Source organism: Acinetobacter sp. RUH 2624, assembly GCF_000162375.2.
In the GTDB taxonomy this organism is placed as follows: domain Bacteria; phylum Pseudomonadota; class Gammaproteobacteria; order Pseudomonadales; family Moraxellaceae; genus Acinetobacter; species Acinetobacter nosocomialis.
The window spans coordinates 2,379,296-2,401,640 of sequence record NZ_KI391939.1; the positions used below are offsets into that span (position 1 = coordinate 2,379,296).

General features: G+C 39.5%; 21 protein-coding genes. 8 read left to right on the forward strand and 13 right to left on the reverse strand.

The window, feature by feature from the left end; all coding sequences use genetic code 11:
• The first annotated feature begins 560 nt into the window (after nt 1–560).
• Complete coding sequence (locus HMPREF0014_RS17730) at nt 561–1,991, forward strand: outer membrane protein transport protein (RefSeq protein WP_004885418.1); 1,431 nt, start codon at nt 561–563, stop codon at nt 1,989–1,991.
• Nucleotides 1,992–2,048: 57 nt separating this feature from the next.
• On the opposite strand, the gene thrH is transcribed toward HMPREF0014_RS17730, so the two are convergent.
• A complete protein-coding gene (gene thrH, locus HMPREF0014_RS17735; RefSeq protein WP_002051289.1) occupies nt 2,049–2,666 on the reverse strand; it encodes a bifunctional phosphoserine phosphatase/homoserine phosphotransferase ThrH in 618 nt (205 codons plus the stop codon).
• A 184-nt stretch (nt 2,667–2,850) separates the two neighbouring features.
• On the opposite strand from thrH, the gene HMPREF0014_RS17740 reads away from it, so the two are divergent.
• Together HMPREF0014_RS17740 and HMPREF0014_RS17745 are read left to right on the forward strand one after the other, a co-directional pair.
• The gene (locus HMPREF0014_RS17740; RefSeq protein WP_004885416.1) at nt 2,851–3,585 is read left to right on the forward strand and encodes a phosphoadenylyl-sulfate reductase; all 735 of its coding nucleotides are present in this window, start codon (nt 2,851–2,853) and stop codon (nt 3,583–3,585) included.
• A gap of 172 nt (nt 3,586–3,757) precedes the next feature.
• Nucleotides 3,758–5,143, forward strand: coding sequence for a wax ester/triacylglycerol synthase family O-acyltransferase (locus tag HMPREF0014_RS17745; protein ID WP_002051325.1), 1,386 nt, complete (start codon nt 3,758–3,760; stop codon nt 5,141–5,143).
• Between the two features lie 29 nt (nt 5,144–5,172).
• Here HMPREF0014_RS17745 and HMPREF0014_RS17750 read toward each other — a convergent pair whose 3' ends face one another.
• The 6 genes from HMPREF0014_RS17750 to HMPREF0014_RS17775 form a co-directional block, all read right to left on the reverse strand.
• Complete coding sequence (locus HMPREF0014_RS17750) at nt 5,173–5,346, reverse strand: PA1571 family protein (protein WP_001103036.1); 174 nt, start codon at nt 5,344–5,346, stop codon at nt 5,173–5,175.
• A gap of 141 nt (nt 5,347–5,487) precedes the next feature.
• Entirely contained in the window at nt 5,488–6,942 is a 1,455-nt protein-coding gene (gene rng, locus HMPREF0014_RS17755; RefSeq protein ID WP_004712131.1) for a ribonuclease G, read from the reverse strand.
• A 113-nt stretch (nt 6,943–7,055) separates the two neighbouring features.
• Nucleotides 7,056–7,616 (reverse strand): Maf-like protein, encoded by a 561-nt coding sequence (locus tag HMPREF0014_RS17760; RefSeq protein ID WP_004885414.1) that lies wholly within the window; start codon nt 7,614–7,616, stop codon nt 7,056–7,058.
• Complete coding sequence (gene mreD / locus HMPREF0014_RS17765) at nt 7,604–8,095, reverse strand: rod shape-determining protein MreD (protein ID WP_002051447.1); 492 nt, start codon at nt 8,093–8,095, stop codon at nt 7,604–7,606. The genes HMPREF0014_RS17760 and mreD overlap by 13 nt, the downstream gene beginning before the upstream one ends.
• Complete coding sequence (mreC, locus tag HMPREF0014_RS17770; protein ID WP_002051136.1) at nt 8,082–8,939, reverse strand: rod shape-determining protein MreC; 858 nt, start codon at nt 8,937–8,939, stop codon at nt 8,082–8,084. Before mreC ends, mreD begins: the two co-directional genes overlap by 14 nt.
• A gap of 16 nt (nt 8,940–8,955) precedes the next feature.
• Nucleotides 8,956–9,996, reverse strand: a complete 1,041-nt coding sequence (locus HMPREF0014_RS17775) for a rod shape-determining protein (RefSeq protein WP_000601379.1) — start codon at nt 9,994–9,996, stop codon at nt 8,956–8,958.
• A 133-nt stretch (nt 9,997–10,129) separates the two neighbouring features.
• Here HMPREF0014_RS17775 and gatC point away from each other — a divergent pair, with 133 nt between their 5' ends.
• The 4 genes from gatC (at nt 10,130) to HMPREF0014_RS17795 (ending at nt 14,193) form a co-directional block, all read left to right on the forward strand.
• A complete protein-coding gene (gatC, locus tag HMPREF0014_RS17780; protein WP_000107699.1) occupies nt 10,130–10,444 on the forward strand; it encodes an Asp-tRNA(Asn)/Glu-tRNA(Gln) amidotransferase subunit GatC in 315 nt (104 codons plus the stop codon).
• 53 nt (nt 10,445–10,497) lie between these two features.
• Nucleotides 10,498–11,976: an Asp-tRNA(Asn)/Glu-tRNA(Gln) amidotransferase subunit GatA gene (gene gatA, locus HMPREF0014_RS17785; RefSeq protein ID WP_004885411.1), complete on the forward strand. Its 1,479-nt coding sequence runs from the start codon at nt 10,498–10,500 to the stop codon at nt 11,974–11,976.
• Nucleotides 11,976–13,445, forward strand: coding sequence for an Asp-tRNA(Asn)/Glu-tRNA(Gln) amidotransferase subunit GatB (gene gatB, locus HMPREF0014_RS17790; RefSeq protein WP_004885409.1), 1,470 nt, complete (start codon nt 11,976–11,978; stop codon nt 13,443–13,445). The genes gatA and gatB overlap by 1 nt, the downstream gene beginning before the upstream one ends.
• Before the next feature lie 169 nt (nt 13,446–13,614).
• Entirely contained in the window at nt 13,615–14,193 is a 579-nt protein-coding gene (locus HMPREF0014_RS17795) for a DJ-1/PfpI family protein (protein ID WP_004885407.1), read from the forward strand.
• A 78-nt stretch (nt 14,194–14,271) separates the two neighbouring features.
• Here the strand turns inward: HMPREF0014_RS17795 and HMPREF0014_RS17800 are convergent, their stop codons facing one another.
• Nucleotides 14,272–14,790, reverse strand: a complete 519-nt coding sequence (locus HMPREF0014_RS17800) for a hypothetical protein (protein ID WP_004885404.1) — start codon at nt 14,788–14,790, stop codon at nt 14,272–14,274.
• Nucleotides 14,791–14,873: 83 nt separating this feature from the next.
• Nucleotides 14,874–15,941: a DUF1176 domain-containing protein gene (locus tag HMPREF0014_RS17805; protein WP_004885403.1), complete on the reverse strand. Its 1,068-nt coding sequence runs from the start codon at nt 15,939–15,941 to the stop codon at nt 14,874–14,876.
• Nucleotides 15,942–16,066: 125 nt separating this feature from the next.
• Here HMPREF0014_RS17805 and HMPREF0014_RS17810 point away from each other — a divergent pair, with 125 nt between their 5' ends.
• Entirely contained in the window at nt 16,067–16,816 is a 750-nt protein-coding gene (locus HMPREF0014_RS17810; protein ID WP_004885401.1) for a DUF4850 domain-containing protein, read from the forward strand.
• Between the two features lie 40 nt (nt 16,817–16,856).
• Here the strand turns inward: HMPREF0014_RS17810 and sbmA are convergent, their stop codons facing one another.
• From sbmA to HMPREF0014_RS17830, 4 genes are all read right to left on the reverse strand, one after another.
• Nucleotides 16,857–18,053 carry a peptide antibiotic transporter SbmA gene (gene sbmA / locus HMPREF0014_RS17815; RefSeq protein WP_006580367.1) on the reverse strand — a complete coding sequence of 399 codons (1,197 nt, stop codon included), beginning with the start codon at nt 18,051–18,053 and terminating at the stop codon, nt 16,857–16,859.
• Between the two features lie 235 nt (nt 18,054–18,288).
• On the reverse strand, nt 18,289–19,524 hold the full coding sequence (locus HMPREF0014_RS17820) for a threonine ammonia-lyase (protein WP_004712107.1): 1,236 nt from the start codon (nt 19,522–19,524) through the stop codon (nt 18,289–18,291).
• Nucleotides 19,525–19,719: 195 nt separating this feature from the next.
• Nucleotides 19,720–20,691 (reverse strand): patatin-like phospholipase family protein, encoded by a 972-nt coding sequence (locus tag HMPREF0014_RS17825; protein WP_002051248.1) that lies wholly within the window; start codon nt 20,689–20,691, stop codon nt 19,720–19,722.
• 166 nt (nt 20,692–20,857) lie between these two features.
• Nucleotides 20,858–22,333, reverse strand: coding sequence for an alanine/glycine:cation symporter family protein (locus HMPREF0014_RS17830; protein WP_002051404.1), 1,476 nt, complete (start codon nt 22,331–22,333; stop codon nt 20,858–20,860).
• Between the last annotated feature and the right edge of the window lie 12 nt (nt 22,334–22,345).

Here is a 22,345-nt window from a genome sequence, read left to right on the forward strand (position 1 = left end):
TACTTCTCATTTTTTGGTTATTCTTTGGAATATAAAAGATCTTAACTAGTCTTTAAACCCTCCCAAAAATTGATCAATTGGTAAAAAAATTGCTTAATTTCCACCCATTAATTAAGAATATAAAACTTAATCAATAATATACACATGTAGAGAAACTAGACTTGTCCAGTAAAAATGATAACTAATACTCAATTCATAACCAATCAATTCATATTTTTACAAAAAAATCTTTGGCCATTTTTTTTGGATTTATGACAAAAATGTCATAAAACTAAAGTCTATTAATAATAGATAAAAAATATAAATATCAAATATTTAAAATAATTTAATAATGTAAATATTTCTCCATATTTCATTCATTATTGACATTTTTTGTATAAAAAATGAGTACTCCCCAGTTCATATAACAGATTTACTCTTAGTGTAATTATGCTATTTTTGTTACATGGAGTTATCAAAGCTTTGAAACTTGTAATTAAAAGCTATGAAGGCAACACAGTTTAAACGGTTTAACTCTGTTACTTTTAAAAAAATGTCTTGAAGTTCAAGGAAAGATTAAAATGAAATTAAAACATCTGAGCACTGCAATGATTTTAGCAACGCTGCCTGCAACTGGGGTTTTTGCAGCAGCTTTGGATCGCTCTGGACAGTCAATGTCCGCATTCTTTCAACCTGGTAATTATTTTGAAGCAGGTATTTCTGTTTTAGACCCAGATGTATCGGGTAAAGAAGCAGGTTCGAGTGCAACACGTCGTGATATTAGTGATATGGCTAATGATTACTACTTCCCAAGTGCAGCATTAAAACTACAACTTAACGATAAATTCTCTTTTGGTCTACTCTATGACCAACCATTTGGAGCAGATGCAGAATATTCAGGTAACAATGTATTCGTTTCTAATCCTGGTACTGATTCTGTTTTATCAGCATCAGCTATCGATGGCCTTGTTACTAAAAAAGCAACTGATGCTTTGCAAGCACAAGGTTTACCTGTCAATGATCAAACTTTAGCTTTAGCAAAAGGCCAAGTTTTAGCAAGCCCACAATTTAAACAACTCGCTGGCGCTCTTGCTGCAGCAAATAATTATTTAGGTAATGGTGGAACTAAAGTTAAAGTTGATACACAAAATTTATCTTTTGTATTTGGTTATCAACCAACAAAAAACTTTAATTTCTACGCAGGTCCTGTATTACAAACAGTTAAAGGTAATGTAAGTTTACGAGGCCAAGCGTATAGCCTTTATAATGGCTATGATGCAAATATCAAAGAAACTACAGGCGCTGGTTGGTTAGCAGGTGCAGCTTATCAAATTCCTGAAATCGCACTTCGAGCATCTGTAACTTATCGTTCTGAAATTGACCATAAAGTGGATATTAATGAAAATTTATCTTTATTAAACTTCCCTGGTCTTACTTCAGTACTTGGTGGTTTAGATGTTCCAGCTTCTAAAATCCAAGCAATTAACTCATCTGGTAAAACGACAATTACTACTCCACAGTCTGTTAACCTTGATTTTCAAACAGGGATCATGGCTGATACCGTTGCATTCGCCAATGTACGTTGGGTGAACTGGAAAGACTTCTCAATTCAACCATATAAATTTGGTAAAGTTTCAGAAGCTGTGGGTGGTCTGGTTGGCCGTCCAAATGGCTTTAACCTAGTTGAATATTCAGACGATCAATGGACAGTGAATGCTGGTGTGGGTCGTAAGCTTAATGATAAATGGGCAGGTAATGTCTCTGTCGGTTGGGACTCTGGCGCAGGTAACCCGGTGACTACATTGGGCCCAACAGAAGGTTACTGGAACGTAGGTGTAGGTGTTCAATATAGCCCTACTCCACAAACATTTATTGCTGGTGGTGTGAAATACTTCTGGTTGGGTGATGCTAAAGCACAAACTGGTGCACAAGCTGGTAGCGATCAATATGTTGCAGAGTTCTCTGATAACAACGCGATCGCCTATGGTTTAAAACTTGGCTATAAATTCTAAGTTTCAAACTCATTCATATAAAAAAGGCGCTTTAAGCGCCTTTTTTATTGCCCATTCTTAAGCAGGAATATTACGCTGCGAAACTGAACGGATTGCTTCTTTTAGGGCATCATATCCATTAATTGCTGGGAACTGTGGGAATTCCGCAATGACGTTGGCAGGTGCATCAAATAAGAAGCCATGATCAGCTTCACCAAGCATGGTTGTGTCATTATATGAATCCCCTGCCGCGATTACACGGAAATTTAAACCGTGAAGCGCTTTAACTGACTCGCGTTTTTGGTCTGGTTGACGAAGTTTATAAGCTGTAATCATCCCATTTTCATCAGTTTCTAATTTGTGACAGAAAATTGTTGGCCAGCCTAATTGCTTCATTAGAGGATGAGCAAACTCATAGAAAGTATCGGACAAAATGACCAGTTGGAAATGATTACTCACCCATTCAACAAACTCTTTGGCACCTGGTAATGGCCCCATCTCGGCAATAACTTCTTGAATATCATTTAGGCCTAGACCATGTTGTTTTAAAATATTCAGACGCTGAGTCATTAAAACATCATAATCGGGAATATCACGAGTTGTTGCTTCTAGTTCTTTAATCCCTGTTTTTTTTGCGAAATTGATCCAGATTTCAGGAACTAAAACTCCTTCAAGATCTAGGCATACGATTTCCATGAATGCTTCCAACGTTGGTTAAAAATTGCTGTATCATACCATTAAGATTTTCAGATTTGCGTTGTTATTGATCAAATCAATTTTATTCATAAGGATTGAAATTAAAGTGCTAAGCAATTTATTCACTATCCTTTAGAATATTTTTCATAACACAATGCGCCCAAGCCTTTTGCCAGGAACACCCATGACCGTTATTCCGACTATTGATATCGTTGATGCTCTCGCGACTGAATATGCAGCTAAAAGCCCACGTGAGATTTTAGAGCTTGCATTAAGCCAACAAGGTGAAATCGCAATTTCTTTCTCTGGAGCAGAAGATGTAGTCTTAATTGATATGGCTTCACGTTTAGGTAAACCCTTCCGTGTTTTTAGTCTTGATACTGGGCGGCTGCATCCTGAAACTTATCAATTTATTGAAACTGTTAGTAAGCACTACAATATTAATATCGAGATTTGCTTCCCGGAATCTGAAGCTGTGCAAAGCATGGTAAATGAAAAAGGCTTATTTAGCTTCTTTAAAGATGGACACCAAGAGTGCTGTGGTATTCGAAAAGTTCAGCCTTTACGTAAGAAACTTGCGACTTTAGATGGTTGGATTACAGGCCAGCGTAAAGATCAAAGTCCGGGTACACGTACTGAAATTCCGGTGGTACAAGCAGATGCTGGTTTCTCTGGTCCGGGTAAGCAACTCATTAAATATAACCCGCTTGCGAACTGGTCTAGTGCTGATGTGTGGAGTTACATCCGCATGATGGAAATTCCATACAACCCTCTACACGAGCGTGGTTTTGTTTCTATTGGCTGTGAGCCATGTACACGTCCAGTACTTCCAAACCAGCATGAACGTGAAGGCCGTTGGTGGTGGGAAGAAGCAACACAAAAAGAATGTGGCTTACATGCAGGCAACTTAAAAAAATAGTCTGGTATAAAAAAACCACTGATGAATCAGTGGTTTTTTTTACAGTTATATCTCGTACACAAAGTCATATTTAATCTGTAATAAACGCTATATACTAAATTTTACGGTTCTATAATTCTAATAAGAGCTCAGTTAAGGGCTTCTTAGAAAAAAGCATGAGGCACAACGAGTTATGCGTCCATTACACCCTATTGATTTTATTTTTCTATCGTTAGAAAAAAGACAACAACCGATGCATGTTGGCGGATTGTTTTTATTTGAAATTCCTGAAAATGCCCCTGAAACTTTTGTTCGTGATTTAGTAGAAGAAATTCGCCAATCAAAAAGTATTCCTGTCCCTCCCTTTAATAACCGTTTAAATGGCTTATTTTGGGATGAAGATGAAGAATTCGATATCGATCATCATTTCCGCCATATTGCCTTGCCTCATCCTGGCCGAATTCGTGAATTACTCGTATATATTTCGCAGCAGCACAGTTCTTTAATTGACCGTGCAAAACCTCTGTGGACCTGCGACATTATTGAAGGGATCGAAGGTAATCGTTTCGCGATGTACTTTAAGATTCATCATGCCATGGTAGATGGCGTTGCGGGTATGCGCTTAATTGAGAAGTCTCTGTCAAAAACACCAGAAGAAAAACATGTGGTTCCACTTTGGTGCGTAGAAAGTAAAAGAACAAAACGCTTAAAAGTACCAAAACCAAGTACTAGTAAAATCAAAAGTATTTTAGGAGGCATCAAGTCACAGCTTGAAGTTACTCCGAAGGTCATGCATGAGTTATCACAAACCATCTTTAAAGAAATGGGGAAAAATCCTGACTATGTATCGACTTTTCAGGCGCCAGTTTCAATTTTGAATCAACGCGTAAGCGCTTCACGTCGCTTTGCAGCCCAATCTTTTGAATTAAGTCGCCTTAGAAAGATTTCTAAAGCGCTTGGTGTGACCATTAATGACGTCGTACTTGCTGTATGTTCTGGAGCATTACGTGAATACCTGATTAGCCATAATAGCTTGCCTAAAAAGCCTCTTATTGCGATGGTGCCCGCTTCACTGCGTACAGATGACTCTGACGTAAGTAATCGCATTACGATGATTCTAGCGAATTTGGGGACCCATAAAGACCAGCCTCTAGAACGACTCGAAATTATTCGTCGTAGTATGCAAAATTCAAAGCAACGCTTTAGCCGAATGACTGCAAATGAGATTTTAAACTATAGCGCTGTAGTTTATGGCCCAGCAGGTCTAAACATCATGTCTGGAATGCTTCCTAAGCGTCAGGCATTCAATTTAGTGATTTCTAATGTACCTGGCCCACGTGAGCCACTTTATTGGAATGGTGCGAAATTAGATGCGCTCTACCCTGCTTCTATAGTCATGGATGGGCAAGCGCTTAATATTACGATGACAAGCTATCTGGATAAGCTTGAAGTAGGTTTAACAGCATGTCGAAATGCTTTACCTAAGATGCAAAACCTTTTAACCCATCTTGAAGATGAGATTCAACGGTTTGAAGAAATTATTGAGGAAAAACAGCTGAAACATCATTCAGCAAGTTAAGAAAAATTAAGGGGCTTTGAAATGGCCCCTTATTTTTTAATTGCGCGGCACTGGTTAAGCAACTGATGACATACTGAACGGATCATCGCAGTTGTAATCGGTACTTCTTTACCTTGGTCATTCAACATATAGCAGCTATTTACTGGCGTGCTTTCTAAAACATGTTTAAGACCGTTGCTAATTAGGTTTTCACTTACATTCATGGGTTATACCTCTTATTGTTTGCTAAGACGTTTTAAACAGGGAGAACGTCTACGGCTACTGTATGCAAGTAGTATTTAAAATTCATGAATGAAAGTAAAATTTCAGTTGTAACAAGGATTAAGCGATATCTTGTTACAACTTTAACTTAAAATGATATCGTATTGCTCTTGCGTATATAAATTTTCGACCTGAAATTTAATAACTCTGTTGATAAAGTGCTCTAAATCAGCCACTGCAGGGGCTTCTGCCGTTAATAATCGGTCAATTACAGAAGGATGAGCAACGACAGTAAAGCCACTCGTAGACTCAAATGCACGCGTATATCGTAATATCTCTCGAAATATTTCGTAACACACTGTCTCTGCCGTTTTGACAAAACCACGTCCCTGACACGTTGGACACGACTCACATAACAAGTGTTCTAATGATTCACGTGTTCTTTTACGTGTCATTTCGACTAAGCCAAGTTCAGACACCTGTGTGATTTTTGTTTTGGCGTGATCACGTTCAAGCATTTTTTCAAATTGACGCATCACCTCTTCACGATGAATGGCTTCTTGCATGTCAATAAAATCAATAATGATAATACCGCCCAGATTTCTTAGTCTGAGCTGACGTGCGATCACCTGAGTCGCTTCCATATTGGTCTTAAAGACTGTGTCTTCGAGGCTACGACCACCGACATATGAACCTGTATTGACATCAATGGTAGTCATGGCTTCTGTCTGGTCAATCATTAGATAACCACCAGACTTTAGAGCAACACGTGTTTGTAGAGCTTTTTGAATATCTTCTTCGACGTTATAGAGATCAAATAATGGTCGTTCACCCGGATAATGAATCAGGCGACTTTGCATATTCGGCACAAATTCATCTACAAACTCACGCAGTTTGCCGTGAATTTCTCTCGAATCGACATAAATCTTTGCTGTTTCTTCGCTTGCCAAATCACGAATAATTCGTTGTGGTAGTGGTAGTTCTTCAAAAATTAAAGAAGGAACTGCAACATCCACTTGTTTACGCTGGATATATTCCCATAGCTTGCTGAGGTAACACATATCTTGTGCAATCTCAGCATCATCTACGCCTTCAGCAGCAGTACGGACAATCACACTACCGGGTAGATTATGCTCTGCCTGAATACCTTCGATGATATTACGTAAGCGTTCGCGCTCTTCTTCTGACTCAATACGCTGTGAAACACCAATATGATTACCATACGGCATAAGAACTAAATAGCGAGAAGGAATAGAAAGATCTGTACTTAGACGAGCACCTTTGGTACCGAGCATGTCTTTCATCACCTGAACGGTCAGAATTTGCCCTGGATGAAGTAATTCAAAAACATTGGGAGTTGGCTGTGAACGAGGCCAAACCATATCATTAATATGCAAAAAGGCTGTTCTAGATAATCCGATATCAACAAAAGCCGCTTGCATGCCCGGAAGCACGCGGACAACTTTACCTTTGTAGATATTGCCGACAAGTCCTCGCTTCACTGTACGTTCAACATACAGCTCATTAACAGTTCCATTTTCGATTAATGCCACCCGACACTCCATAGGTGTGACATTAATAAGTAGTTCTTCTGACATACATAAACTCAAAGCATTATAAAATTTTTATTAAAGAGTCAGAGAGACTGTTAATGTCGCTTTGTCCACTATTCATCGACAATGCAATTCAATCAAGAATTATCAACAACCCCTTATGTCTTCACTCTTTTGAATAACTGTGAAAATTCGTACAAAGGAAGCCCTACCACATTACTATAACTTCCTTGAATTTTGGGAATATATTGCGAAGCAATTCCTTGAATTGCATATGCACCGGCCTTCCCTACAGGTTCACCTGTGGCCCAATAATCTTCCATATCTTGCGCAGTCATTGATGCAAACTCAACTTGAGTTTGCACTACTTGACTCAAGATTTGCTGCTGTGTCGCAATACAAATTCCGGAAAACACATCATGCCAACGGCCAGATAATTGTTTCCAGATTTCAAAGGCATGCTGTTTTGAGTCAGGTTTACCAATAATCTGACCATCAAGCCCAAGACTTGTATCGGCAGCAATAACCACGGCATCTGGAAAAATATTTAATACAGCTTGCGCTTTTTCTCTTGCTAAACGTTCAACATATTGATGAACCAGCTCACCATCATGAATAGATTCATCAATATCAGGGCTATAAATTTCAAAATTTAAGCCCAACTGTTGCAACAATTCTCTACGACGCGGAGAACTGGAAGCTAAAACTAAATGCGCCATTTTGCTAAACAATAATAAACAACAGGCCAAGTTAAGATGCTTGTTATTAATGGTTGCCAATGACGAGCAATCGAAAAATGAATGCCCCCCATCGTTTGGGTTACCCACATAAATGCCAAGTGAGCAATAATCACTAAAATGGCAATCGTCCATAAATTAACGAAAGTTAAAATCCGACGTTCACGTATTAAAAAGCGGGTAACAAAGGTAACAATAACAAAACTTAAGGCATTTAAGCCCAAAGGTGCATCAAGCAAAAGGTCTGTAAAAATTCCCATGCCAAATGCAAACCACACCCCACACCATGTTGGTTGGCAAACGACCCAAAACAACATGATCATAAGCATGAACAATGGACGCCAGCCAGAAATATCGTAGGAAAGTGGGTAAACCATGAGCACAGAACCCACGATAACGGAGAGAATAATTCCCCATAGTGGATCTTTACGCTTCTCACGTTTCAGTTTAGCGATCGGCATAAGGTTGCTCCTTCGCTAATGAGTCAGAGAAAAGCACAACCACGTGATGTCCTGTTGCAAGCTGAGCAGCTGGAGTAATATCAATTTCAGCAAACTCACCTGAATTATGACGACGGATTTTAGCCACCGTACCTACTGCATAACCTGCAGGGAAATGCTCACCTAAGCCAGAACTCAATACTTTATCGCCAACCTGAATATTTGCACTAGTTGGAACATATTCCATTTTCAAGCGACCTAAATCACCAGTTCCCGAAACAATCGCACGCATACCTGTACGCTCTAAACGAACAGAGAGTGAATGCTCTTTGTCTGAAAGTAGCATCACACGTGAACTATGAGGATATACATTGATGATTTGCCCCATAATCCCTTTATCATCTAGAACCGTTTGACCAACCTTAAGGTGATCCATTGAACCGCGGTTAATAATGATAATGTGACGTAACGGATCGGCATCTGTTCCAATCACTTCGGCAATTTCCATACGACCATCAATAATTAATGGCGTATCAAGTAAACCGCGTAATCGGGTATTTTCAGCAGATAATTCAGATAGTTTCTGCAAACGAACCTGAGCCTGTAACAACTCAGCCTGCATTGCAGTGTTTTCACGGCGCAGTTGTGTTTCAGATTTAGTTTGTTGATTCAGCCATTCTCTCGACAGTACCGGATAGCTTGCAAGCGCATAAATTGGATTATATGCAGCGTACAAGACATCCCTTGCTGGCTGAATTACATAAGGCATGCGCCAATCAAAGAACAGCACAACCAAGCATGTAATGACCGCAATAATGAACGAGCGGAAAGATGGCGGCTGTCTTGAAAAAATATTCGGTTGCACCGCCTAATCCTTAAACTTAACCGACGAAAAGCATGTCATGGTTCGGGTTGTCGAAGAATTCCAATACCTTACCACCACCACGGGTCACACAAGTAAGAGGATCTTCAGCAACAACAACTGGTAAACCAGTTTCTTGCGCTAACAATTTGTCGAGGTTACGAAGTAACGCACCACCACCTGTCAACACAATACCGCGCTCAGCAATATCAGAAGAAAGTTCAGGAGGAGTTTGTTCAAGAGCAGATTTCACCGCACTTACAATGCTTTGTAATGGGTCAGAAATCGCTTGAGTAATTTCGTCAGAAGTTACAGTAATCGCACGAGGTACACCTTCTGCAAGGTTACGGCCACGTACTTCAATTTCTAATGTCGTACCATCAGAAACAGCCATACCTACTTCTTTCTTAATAATTTCAGCTGTGGTTTCACCAATTACGCAACCGTGAGCTTTACGAACATAATTAATGATTTGCTCATCAAATACATCGCCACCAATACGTAAAGAATCGGCATAGACACAACCTTGCAATGAAATAATTGCAATTTCAGTTGTACCACCACCAACATCCACAACCATAGAACCACATGCTTGTTCAACTGGCATGCCAGCACCAATTGCTGCAGCCATTGGCTCTTCAATTAAGCGTACATCACGTGCACCAGCATTAAATACGGCTTCACGAATTGCGCGACGCTCGACCAAAGTTGATTTACATGGTACACATACAACTACACGAGGTGCAGGTGGGAACAAACGTTTTTCGTGAACTTTACCAATGAACTGATTCAACATGGTTTCAGTCACTTCAAAATCTGCAATTACACCGTCTTTCATTGGACGAATTGCAGAAATATTCGCAGGTGTACGGCCTAACATTTGCTTAGCATCTAGCCCTACAGCAGCAACAATTTTTTGTGAACCACTGTGACGAATTGCCACAACTGTTGGTTCATTTAATATAATGCCGCGGCCTGGTGCATAAATAAGTGTATTTGCTGTACCTAAATCAATGGCTAGATCCGGCGAAAACAAGCCAATTAGTCGTTTTAGAATCACGGTTCGTTCTCAGTTAAACTTTCATGTGGATGCAAGGTGGCAACTTTAAACTAAATGTGATGATTTGAACAAGTCAATCGCTTATTATAACGCACGATATTTTGAAAATTTTTAATACTGATTAGGTGATGTTATGTCTACATCGGATGCACAGCATTCAGCAGATTTAAATGCACAAACAGTTTCAGCAATCGCCAATCTTGCTCGATTGTCGCTCAATGATACGCAATCTGCTGAATATGCTCAAAGTCTAAATAAAATTTTAGGCATGATGGAAACCTTAAAAGGCATTGATACGGAAGGCGTAGAACCTTTAAAGAGTCCTTTTGATAATCCTCAACCTTTACGTGCTGATGTGGTAACTGAAAGCAATCATCGAGATGAATACCAAGCAGTTGCGCCTGCAACTCAAGATGGTTTGTATCTTGTTCCTCGCGTGATTGAATAACTTTTACTCAATTAACCCATCTTCCCTATTTTGAATGTAAAGAAATTTTACTCATGACTGATTTACATCGCTTATCAATTCGCGAACTTGCTGAAGGCTTAAGCCAAGCGAAGTTTTCGTCTCGCGAACTGACTGAACACTATTTAAAACGTATTGCTAAAATTGACCCACTGGTAAAAAGCTATGTGACGGTTACACCTGAGCAAGCACTTGCTGAAGCCGACGCAGCCGATGCAGCTTTAAAAGCGGGTAATGCAACTGCTTTAACGGGTATTCCACTTGCTCACAAAGATATCTTTTGTACCAAAGGCATTAAAACCACTGCTGGTTCAAAAATATTAGATAATTTTATTTCTCCTTACGATGCAACTGTTGTTGAAAAAACTAAAGCAGCTGGTCTTGTCACTTTAGGTAAAGTGAACATGGATGAGTTTGCGATGGGTTCAACTTCTGAAAGCTCATATGTAGGCGCAACAAGCAATCCTTGGGCACTTGACCATGTACCTGGTGGTTCATCAGGTGGCTCGGCTGCGGCTGTAGCGGCTGATTTAGCACCATTTGCTACAGGTACCGATACAGGTGGTTCAATTCGCCAACCTGCGTCTTTCTGTGGCTTAACAGGCTTAAAACCAACCTATGGTCGTGTTTCTCGCTTCGGTATCATTGCTTATGCATCATCTTTAGACCAAGCGGGTCCAATGGCACGCTCTGCTGAAGACTGTGCTTACCTCATGAATGTAATTGCAGGTCATGATGCAAAAGACTCAACTTCGGTTAAAAAAGAAGTTGATGACTACGTTGCAAACTTAAATGGCACATCCGTAAAAGGTTTACGTATTGGTATTCCTAAACAGTACTTTAACGTTGCAGGTTTAGATGCCGACGTAAAAGCACGTGTTGAAGAGTCTTTGAAAAAGCTTGAAGAAATGGGTGCAACGCTTGTTGAGATTGACCTCAACATGACTGAAGCTTATGTACCAACGTATTACCTGATTGCACCGGCGGAAGCATCTTCTAACTTGTCACGTTATGATGGCGTTCGTTACGGCTACCGCTGTGAAAACCCAACAGACTTGATGGATCTTTATAAACGTTCTCGTTCAGAAGGTTTCGGTCCAGAAGTTCAACGCCGTATCCTCATTGGTACTTATGCGCTTTCTGCGGGTTATTACGATGCTTATTATGTGAAAGCACAGAAAGTACGTCGTTTAATTCAACAAGACTTTTTAAAAGCCTTTGAAAATGTAGATGTGATTGCAGCTCCTTCTGCGCCAACAACTGCATATAAAATCGGTGCGAACTTAAGTCCAACTGAAATGTATTTAGGCGATATCTATACACTTGCAGTGAACCTAGCAGGCTTACCAGCCATTAATGCTCCTGTTGGTTTTGATAAAGACAGCTTACCTGTAGGTTTACAATTAATTGGTAACTACTGGTCAGAATCACAACTGTTGTCAATTATTCATCAATATCAACAAAATACCGATTTCCATACTCAACGTGCGGCAATTGCTGAGGAGAATGCATAATGGCTGAAGCTCAAAAGTTGAAATTGATTGACGGTTGGGAAGTCGTTATTGGTATTGAGATTCACACTCAGCTTGCAACCAATTCTAAAATTTTCTCTGGTTCATCGACTGAATTTGGTCAAGACCCAAATACACAAGCGAGCCTGGTAGACTTAGCAATGCCGGGTGTACTTCCAGTTTTGAATGAAAAAGTGGTTGATCTTGCAATTCGTTTTGGTTTAGGTATTGATGCTTACATCGACCAAGCTTCAGTATTTGCACGTAAGAACTACTTCTACCCTGACTCACCAAAAGGCTATCAAATTAGCCAAATGGATAACCCGATTGTGGGCTTGGGTCACATCGACATTCAACTTGAAGATGGTACGACTAAACGTATTGGCGTAACTCGTGCTCACCTTGAAGAAGATGCGGGTAAATCTGTACACGACCAATTTGAAGGTATGTCTGGCATTGACTTAAACCGTGCTGGTACACCTTTGCTTGAAATCGTTTCTGAACCAGATATGCGTTCGGTGGAAGAAGCCGTTGCCTACATCAAAGCCATTCACACACTAGTACGTTGGTTAGGTATTTCTGACGGTAACATGGCTGAAGGTTCATTCCGTGCGGACTGTAACGTGTCTTTACGCCGTCCGGGCCAACCGTTTGGCACACGCTGTGAGCTTAAAAACCTCAACTCATTCCGTTTCATTGAGCAAGCGATCAATGTTGAAATTGAACGCCAAATGGAAATTTTGGAATGGGGCGGCGAAATTGATCAAGAAACTCGTTTGTTCGATCCAAACAAAATGGAAACGCGTTCTATGCGTTCTAAAGAAGAAGCGAATGACTACCGATACTTCCCTGATCCAGACTTGTTACCAGTAATTATTCCAGATGAGCAAATTGAGGCCATCAAAGCAACTATGCCTGAGTTGCCAGCAGCACGCCGTGCACGCTTTATTGCAGACTTTGGCGTAACTGAATACGACGCGCACGTACTTACGCTCTCACGCGAAATGGCGGACTTCTATGAAGATGTTGTTGCTGCGGCTGGCGGTGCGAAGCAAGGTAAAATTGCTGCAAACTGGGTAATGGGCGAATTCTCTGGTGCTTTAAACAAAGCGGGCTTAGAGTTAACAGACTCACCTGTTTCTGCTGAACAGCTTGGCGGCATGATTGCACGTATTGTTGACAACACCATTAGCGGTAAAATTGCTAAACAAGTCTTTGGCTTTATGTGGGAATCGGAAGGTAAATCTGCCGATGACATTATTGCGGAAAAAGGCTTAAAGCAAGAAACCGACACTGGTGCAATTGAAGCAATCATTAAAGAAGTACTTGCAGCCAATGAAAAAATGGTTGAAGAATACAAGTCTGGTAAAGAAAAAGCCTTTAACGGTCTTGTTGGTCAAGTCATGAAAGCATCTAAAGGGAAAGCTAACCCTGCGCAAGTCAATGAATTAATGAAAAAATTGATTGGTTGAGTTCATCAGCTAATTCAACAAAAAAGCCTCGATTTATCGAGGCTTTTTTATATCCCTTATGAAGCACCCTTCGACTAAAGAATGTGCTTTTTGCTAAAAATCATACTTTCATTGTGCTAATTTAAATTAAAAATAGAAATCACTTATATTTTAAAAAGAGGGATAAATCATGTCTAAAAAGATTTTAATGTTAGTCGGTGACTATGCTGAAGACTATGAAACTATGGTTCCATTTCAGTTCTTAACAGGTTTAGGTTATACCGTGCATGCTGTTTGCCCGAATAAAAAGAACGGCGACCATATTGCGACTGCGATTCATGATTTTGAAGGCGAGCAAACTTATAGCGAAAAACGTGGCCACAACTTTGCGATTAACTATGATTTTGATGCCGTTAATACTAAAGACTATGTAGGTCTAGTTATTCCGGGTGGTCGAGCACCAGAGTACTTACGTATGAATGAACGTGTTGTCGAAATTGTACGTGAATTTGATAGAGTAAAAAAACCAATTGCAGCTGTATGCCACGGTGCTCAATTACTCGCTGCGGCTGACATTTTAAAAGGCCGTCTCTGTTCTGCTTATCCAGCATGTACTGCCGAAGTAAAACTCGCAGGTGGTCAATATGCAGACATTGCTGTGACTGAAGCAGTTACAGATGGACATTTAGTAACAGCTCCGGCTTGGCCTGCCCATCCAGCTTGGTTAGCACAATTTGTGAAAGTTTTAGGGGCTACAATTACGATCTAAATAGATCTCTTTATACTAAATACAATGAAGCCTGTTCTTAGATAGCAGGCTTTATTACTAAAATAGAAAACTAGATTTTTATCTTGTAATTCCCAGCTTATTCCAAATTTCTGGGGTTAAAAACGTTGTCACCAATTTGTTTAAGTCGATATAGCGCAATGTGCCCTGCAACTGCTGTTTAACGGCTGGGTCTTTAACAATATCTTCACCAGCACTTTGACCTAACTGTTGGAAAGCTTCTCCAACTGCCTTCACACCTTCTGCTTTAATCACGGCCTTTGTTTGAGCAGAACATTGCTCTACAATTATCCGCTGTAAAACTTGAGCCAGTTTTTGGTCTAACTGATCTTTTTGCTCAGGCGTTACATTACTAAATGCTTTTAAATCTGGATGAGCCGCTAAAGCGGTAAATGTCCATTGAAGCACCGTGGTTTTATCTGAAGCTGTCGTTGCTTTAACTAAACAATCACTGAGCTGATCGACCGTTGGACCAGCCATCGTAATTTGTGTTGCACCCAGTACAGCCGCCGCCACACATATTGAACGGCTCAGGTGTGAAAACTTACGGCGAGCAATAGCGTAAAGATGACGTGACATAGGTCTAGCTCCAATAAATAATCTGTTCTTTTTATCACAGAGTCACCAACGTTACCTGTTATGACTCTGTAACTTCAAAATACTTATTTCACCACAGACTCTATTCGATCAAGCTCCCACACTCCACCTGCTGCCAAGCCTTTACACATGCCTGTCCACATATCTTTCGTGTGTACAAAACTCTTGCCATCCCATACCCACTCTTCACTTGCCCAGCAATCTCCAATGCCTCTTCCCTTTTGAGCACTACTAATCAAACCGCTATCAAAATCTGAAGCAGTTTCAGTCACAAAAGTCGCTTTACCGTTTAAAGACTCATCTAGTACCCAAGCACCATACCCTTCGTTATAAGCACCTCTCCAACACAAGGTAGTCGCCAAAACTTTCTTATTGGTTAATTTATATAGTTCAATTTCTTGTGGTTCAGCTCCATCACTATTCCCACCATAAACGCCTTCACAAAAGCCGTCTTCTTTCGGATTCAGCTTAGCTGCCATTAAACTACGGTATATTGTTTGGTACTGTTTATTTTTTGGCTGTAAAGTTAAGTAAGGTTTGGTTGAAGTCTTAATACGCTTCACAACTAGTTTTGGCTCAGGCATAAGCACTTGATTTTCATTGGCACTGCCCTTTTTGACTAAAGCCCCAACCGTTCCGATACGCTTTTGAAAATCATCCATTTTTAATAACACAGCAGTCATACCAGCATCGGAAATTTTCCATTTATGCTGCGCATTTTTAAATACAATTTCAGTTTTCTGTTTAGACTGCTGTAGTAGAGCGTTAGCTTGTAAGCTACTTAGTTTACCCATAATTGGCAGCTCAGTACCATCTACAGCTACCGGTCCTAAGTCTTTGCCATTGATATAAAAATGGATATTTTTAAGCTGGTTTGCAGGTATGCTTTGTTCATAGTCAGACAAAGCAAACTCAACTTGCACAGGTTGTTTTGGCCCTGCTTTACGCGTTACTAAAATTGAAGCTGGATTATCACCATTGTCTTCATTTTGATAGCCAGCAGCCTTACAAGTACCTGTATTACTACAATAGATTTCCCACTCTTGATGAGAAAATGAAATGCCTTTAATGTCTTGAGCAAAACTATAAGAACTTATTGCCGCTAAGCAGCAAATTGAAAGTATATTTTTCATTTTCCATATCTCTATAAGTCTGTTTTTATTATGAAGTTAAAAACAGTATTCAATTTTGAATTACCTTATAGTTTAAAAGAATATGTTAGATTTATATAAGATTTTAAATTGATTACTTTCTAAAAATGAAAAAATTAAATTCTTTTTTATGGGCATCATTAGTCAGCCTAAATTCAACTGTTTATGCAGAAGTAAAAAACTTTACCCCTCATTTCCCCCAATTTTATAGCTCTGCTGCAACCCGCAAAGCAGATAATCAATTCTATAAGCTTGGAGAAGCAAATTTTTTAAACGGCGTTGCAGTCCCTTTTTATGGTGTAACGGCACAGAACCCAATAGAAGATGGTTTACTTAAAAATTTTGAAAGATGCACGCTTAAAAGCTGTAGCTTTAATTTTAATCTTGATGCTCAACATGCCAAGCAACTCAAGCTTCTTGCATTACCTGAAACAGGTTTAGTACTTGTTCCAAGAAATTGGCAAGATGTACAAGCAAATGCAGGTGCAAATGGAACTGGTTTTGCTTTAGCAATGAGTCCAGATCAAAAACAAGCGATAGAACTTTATGACTCTTCTTTTTGCGTTGGGTGTGGATTACCAAATGCAACGCTGTATTTTCCTGAACTGTTAAAAGAAAGTGTTGAAAATGAATATGGTGGTTTGAAAGACCCTAAAAACCTTATCAATATTGTTCATCCCTCTAAAAAAGTCGCTTTTTTTAGCTACCAAATTCCTCAAGTGAACAATAAAACCCATGGTATTGCCAAGTATGATGATGAAGACACTTTTAACTATAAAGAGATTCAAGTCACCTTAGATAAGTCGCAGCAGTCTCTAGTTGGCCCTATCCTTAATTTTTATAATGCAACCCATTAAATCAATAACCATAAAAAAACCCGCTTTCGCGGGTTTTCTTTTATTTATGCAATATAGACTCAAAAGCTTTTAAACGCTTATAAATCGAAAGCAGTTCAATAATGGTTTTCCATGAACTAATTAAATATTGGAATGAATCCCGCACACGCCCAAAAACATTCATAATTTGCTGCATTAAACCTAAAGTAAGTTTACCAGCAGCAATAGACGGGAAAAGAACAACTAAATTATATAGAATATCAAGTTGACCATACCATGTTGCAGTCATATTAAAGTAAGCATAATGAAAATAAAGACGGAAATAGTTTGTACGGACTCGACTAAAAAGCTCTTTTAAAGTAGCCGGTTTTGCACGTTCAATATGATCTTCACCATAAACTAGTTCTTTACGATAAGCTGCTTCTACTTTTTGATTGTTAAATTGTAGACCAGGCAATTTAATACCAACCACCATGAGTAAAACAGTACCAAAAATTGACCATACAATTGCAGCCCATACCAAAGAATGATTGAGCTCACCAACTAATGGTAATACAGGCACATATTTAGACAAATGAAATAAAATAGGTAAAAAAGCAATTAAAGTAATCACCGATTTAACTAGTTCAACACCCAAATCTTCCATAATAGTTGCGAAGCGCATAGTGTCTTCTTGTACACGTTGCGAAGCACCTTCAATATGGCGAAGCTTTTCCCAATGTTCAGTGTAGTACTCATTCATTGCTGTACGCCAACGGAATACGTAATGACTTGTAAAGAAAGCAGTAATAACACCCAAAGTTACGTATACCATTGCAATGTAAAGAAATACTAGAGTTTCACTATATAATGTCGAGATATCCCCCCCACCACTCGAAAGCATTTTTTGGATTAAATCCCAAAATGGTACGTACCATGCATTAATAGCAACATTAACCTGAACAGCAAACCAGATATTAAATAGAATAAAAGCCGACCCCCAGATAGACCAACGCTGCCATGGATTATTGGAAATAATTTTCCAAAAACCAGCAAACAGAGCTGTGGAGACTAAAAACCAGAGGTAAAACCATAAAAAAGCAGGTGACCAGAAGCGACTTACGCCAATAGGTAGCTCAGCATCTGCATATCCTTGAGGAAAACCTAGATACTGTCCCCAGTGATCCCCCCCTGTATACCAAAGCACCATATTTAGCGCGAGCCAAATAACTACAGATATAAAAAAATACCGTGGTGATGGAAAAAATGATTTGAACATTGAGCGTTGTTATCCCTATATTTCTTCAAATTTGCAATGAGGAGAATACTAAAACCTAAACCTTAAAATTGTGAAGGGCAAAGTTTAGAGAATTGTCAGTTTTTCCCGTTTCATTGAAGGATTTGATCGTTTTTTTGTAAATTCATCCTTGTTGCAATTTAATCCGTTTAAATTGCTTTGCATATGACTCCCTTAAGAGCCATATACAGCTTTTATATCATAGCAATATGAGTGTTTAAATCTCTTCTTTACGAACAATATAGCCTTCAAGCTGCATAGCCTGAATTAAAGGTTCCAGATCTGGAGCACTTTTTAACTCAACATCGACACTTACCGCACTTTCTTTTGCGCGACTTGTGGCAGCAAAGCGTTCATGGCGCAGTTCATAAATATTACCTCCCTGCTCAGCAATAATTGCTGTTAAACGTGCTAAAGCCCCCGGATTATCTGGTAATTCAACACGAATACGAACCATACGTCCCGTACGCGTTAAGTGACGCTGTAATACCGAAACCATTACACGTGTATCAATATTGCCCCCAGATAACACCACGCCGACTTTATGACCTAAAAATAGATCTGGTCGAGACATAATTGCAGCGATACCTGTCGCCCCTGCTCCCTCGCACACTGTTTTTTCAATGTTAAGCAACAGCGCAATCGCTTCTTCAATCATGTCTTCAGTGACTACCACAATATCATCAACATATTCTTTAGCCACTTGGGTCGTAAGCTCACCCGGAGTTTTAACCGCAATACCTTCAGCTACGGTTGAACCTAATGAAACCGCAATTTGATAGTTACAAAGCAATTTCGCCATGCTTGGGTAAACAACCGACTGAACCCCGATTATCTTAATTTTAGGATTTATCGATTTTGCCGCAATCGCAATACCTGAAATGAGACCACCACCGCCAATAGGGACCACCAATATGTCCAAGTCAGGTACGGCACCTAGCATTTCAAGTGCAATGGTGCCTTGACCAGCAATAATTTCAGCATCGTCAAAAGGATGAATAATAGTTAATGATTCTTCTTGGGCAACACGGTGCATTTCAGCAGCAGCTTCTGAAAAGTCTTGTCCATGCAAAATAACCCGTGCACCGTATTCACGTACACGTTGTACCTTTACATTGGGTGTCGATTTAGGCATGACAATCGTTGCAGTTACACCCGTACGCTGAGCATGATAAGCGACGCCTTGTGCATGGTTACCGGCTGAAGCAGCGATTACACCATGTTGCTTTTCCTGCTCAGATAAACTTAAAAGCTTATTTAATGCGCCCCGTTCTTTAAAAGAAGCCGTAAATTGTAGATTTTCAAATTTCAGCCACATTTCTGCCCCTAAAGTTTTAGAAATGGTTTCTGAAAAAACAAAAGGCGTTTTAACCACTAAACCATCTAAACGCTCTGCAGCGGCATGTATATCTTCTAATGTTGGAAACTCATGTTTTACCTGTTGCTGAATCATCTAATTAATCGGCCTCAATATGTTACAAATCAATTATTTTTTTGAAAATAGCATGAATTTCTCATATCTGTCATGAGTAGTTTTCAGCATAACTCCACTATACAAAAATTTTTGTCAGTACATACAAATCTTTTATTTTTCAACAAAAAAGCCCTTCTCGGGCTTTTATTTAATTTTCATATACTTGCTTTTAATTTATTTTGACTGAGCGCTTAATCCATCGGTAGAGAGATTCTGTTCAGCTATTTTTTCATCAATCGCAAACTGAATATCGGACAGTTTTGCATTTGCTGCCTCAACACCAGCTCGCATAGTAGCTTCACGGCCTTTCACATCAAAAATATGTGCTTTTTCTCTTAAATCCGGTTGAATCACGACATCTGCATATTGAAGTTCTTCAGCAGCTAAACGTCCTTGCATAATATTAATATTTTGGTTAAACAGCCCCCATACATTCGAGGTTTCCGTATAGATCGGTTGAGCCAGAATATCTACAGCAATAATGACATCTGCACCTAAGTCTCGTGCTACTTCAACAGGAACCGGACTCACTAAACCGCCATCTACATATTCAGATTTACCAATTTTAGTGGGGACAAACATACTTGGTATTGAGGCTGAGGCTCTTACAGCTTGCCCAGTATTGCCGTAGTTAAATACTGTTTTGGTACCATGCTTAAGCTCTGTTGCGACCACATACATTGGTATTTTCATTTTTTCGAGTGGTAAATTATTTACTTGCTGATTTACATAGTCTTCAACTTTTTTCCCGTCAAAAAAACCTTTTAAACCAATACTGATATCACGAACGTCACCCGCTTTCATTTTTAATGCGGTATCACGCAGTTCATCAGGTGTTTTTCCACTGGCATAAATTGCCCCAACAATACTACCTGCACTAGTTCCTACAATAAAATCAGGGCGAATACCATGTTGCTCTAAGACTTCAATAACACCAATATGTGCATAACCTCGAGCACCTCCACTACCTAACACCAATGCGACAACTGGTTTTTTATGCTGCTTCTTAAGCTGTGCAAAAGGCTGGTCGACAAAACGTGAATATGCCTCTGCCGTTTGTGGTTTTAAGGCAGATAAGTGTGAGGTGGTCTGGCACCCAGCCAACACCATAGAAAGTCCGAGAACCCACAATTTAAGCTGTTTCATGGCCCATCTTTGCACTATGACATTAATTTCCGAATTGCAATTTTAGTTGCTCGTTTTGTGAAAAGCTGTAGTGAATTTATTTAATTTGTCATGTTTAAATTTTATACTCAAGTGTTTTTATGCTCCATAAAAAAAGCCCCTTATTTCTAAGAGGCTTTTTTGAAAATTACCAAATATCTGAATCGACTTTTTTCTTCAACTCTGGATATTTATTAATTTTAAATTCTGGTTCTTTAATACCTTGTTTTAATTGCTCACGGTAGTCTTTCAATAAAGTACGAGCTACAGGTGTTAACAGTAAAATTGCGACTAAGTTAATAGTAGCCATGATACCCATAAACAAGTCAGCCATTGACCAAACTAATGGAACACTACCAATTGCACCGAAATACACCATCACCAATACAAAAATACGGAAGATGAACATAATTTTCGGGTTGTTATTAATGAACTGCACATTACTTTCCGCATAAGCATAGTTCCCTAATACAGCAGAATAACAGAACAAGAATAATAGAACTGCCAGGAAGTCAGAACCCCAGTGTCCAACTTGAGTCTCTAATGCGCGTTGAGTTAATTCAACACCAACAAAGCCTGCATCATGATAAACACCAGAAACCAAAATGATGATTGCTGTACTTGTACATACAATGAAGGTATCTACGAATACACCAAGCATTTGCACTAAGCCTTGGTTTACAGGATGTTTTACATCAGAAGCAGCGGCAGCATTCGGAGCAGAACCCATACCAGCTTCGTTTGAGAACAAACCACGCTTAATACCCTGCATCATTGCCATTGATATGGCAGCACCGAAGAAACCACCTGCCGCAGCATTGAAATGGAAAGCTTCAGTTACAATGAGTTTTAACACGTCAGGTAAAATTGCATAGTTGCTTAATGCAATATACAACGCAACAGATAGGTAAAGACCCGCTTTTAAAGGTACAAACATTTCTGCAAATTTAGCGATACGTTTAATACCACCAAAAATTGCCAATGCAACCATCACAACAAGAGCAAGACCAACCCATGAAATTTCTAAATCAACACCACCTAAATGAGCAATAAGATTGGCTTTATCCCAACCCCATGCATGTGAAGATGCATTTGCAATCGCATTGATTTGAACTGAGTTAAATACGAAACCATAGGTAAAGATTAATGCCAGTGCGAAAACTACACCAAAGGTTTTACTACGTAAACCTTGAGTAATATAGTAAGCCGGTCCACCACGGAACTGTTTGCTCTTGTTGTCTCTCACTTTAAATAGCTGAGCAAGTGTAGACTCAATGAAAGCCGAGCTCATACCAAGAACAGCGGTTACCCACATCCAGAACACTGCACCAGGACCACCAATTGCGATAGCGATTGCTACACCAGCAATGTTACCTACCCCAACACGGCTCGCAAGGCCTGTTACGAACGCCTGAAAAGGAGTAAGACCATGCTCGTCTTCGCCTTCAGTACGACTGCTTTTCATAACACGAATACTTTGCAAGAACATGCGAATTTGCACTGCTCCTGTTAAGACCGTATAAAAAATACCGACAGCCAGCAAGAAAATAACCAGAAAATCCCATAAAGGGTCATTAAAAAATTTTACCCACGACATCAGTGTGGCATTGAGTTGTTCATTCATACTCGGTCCGCT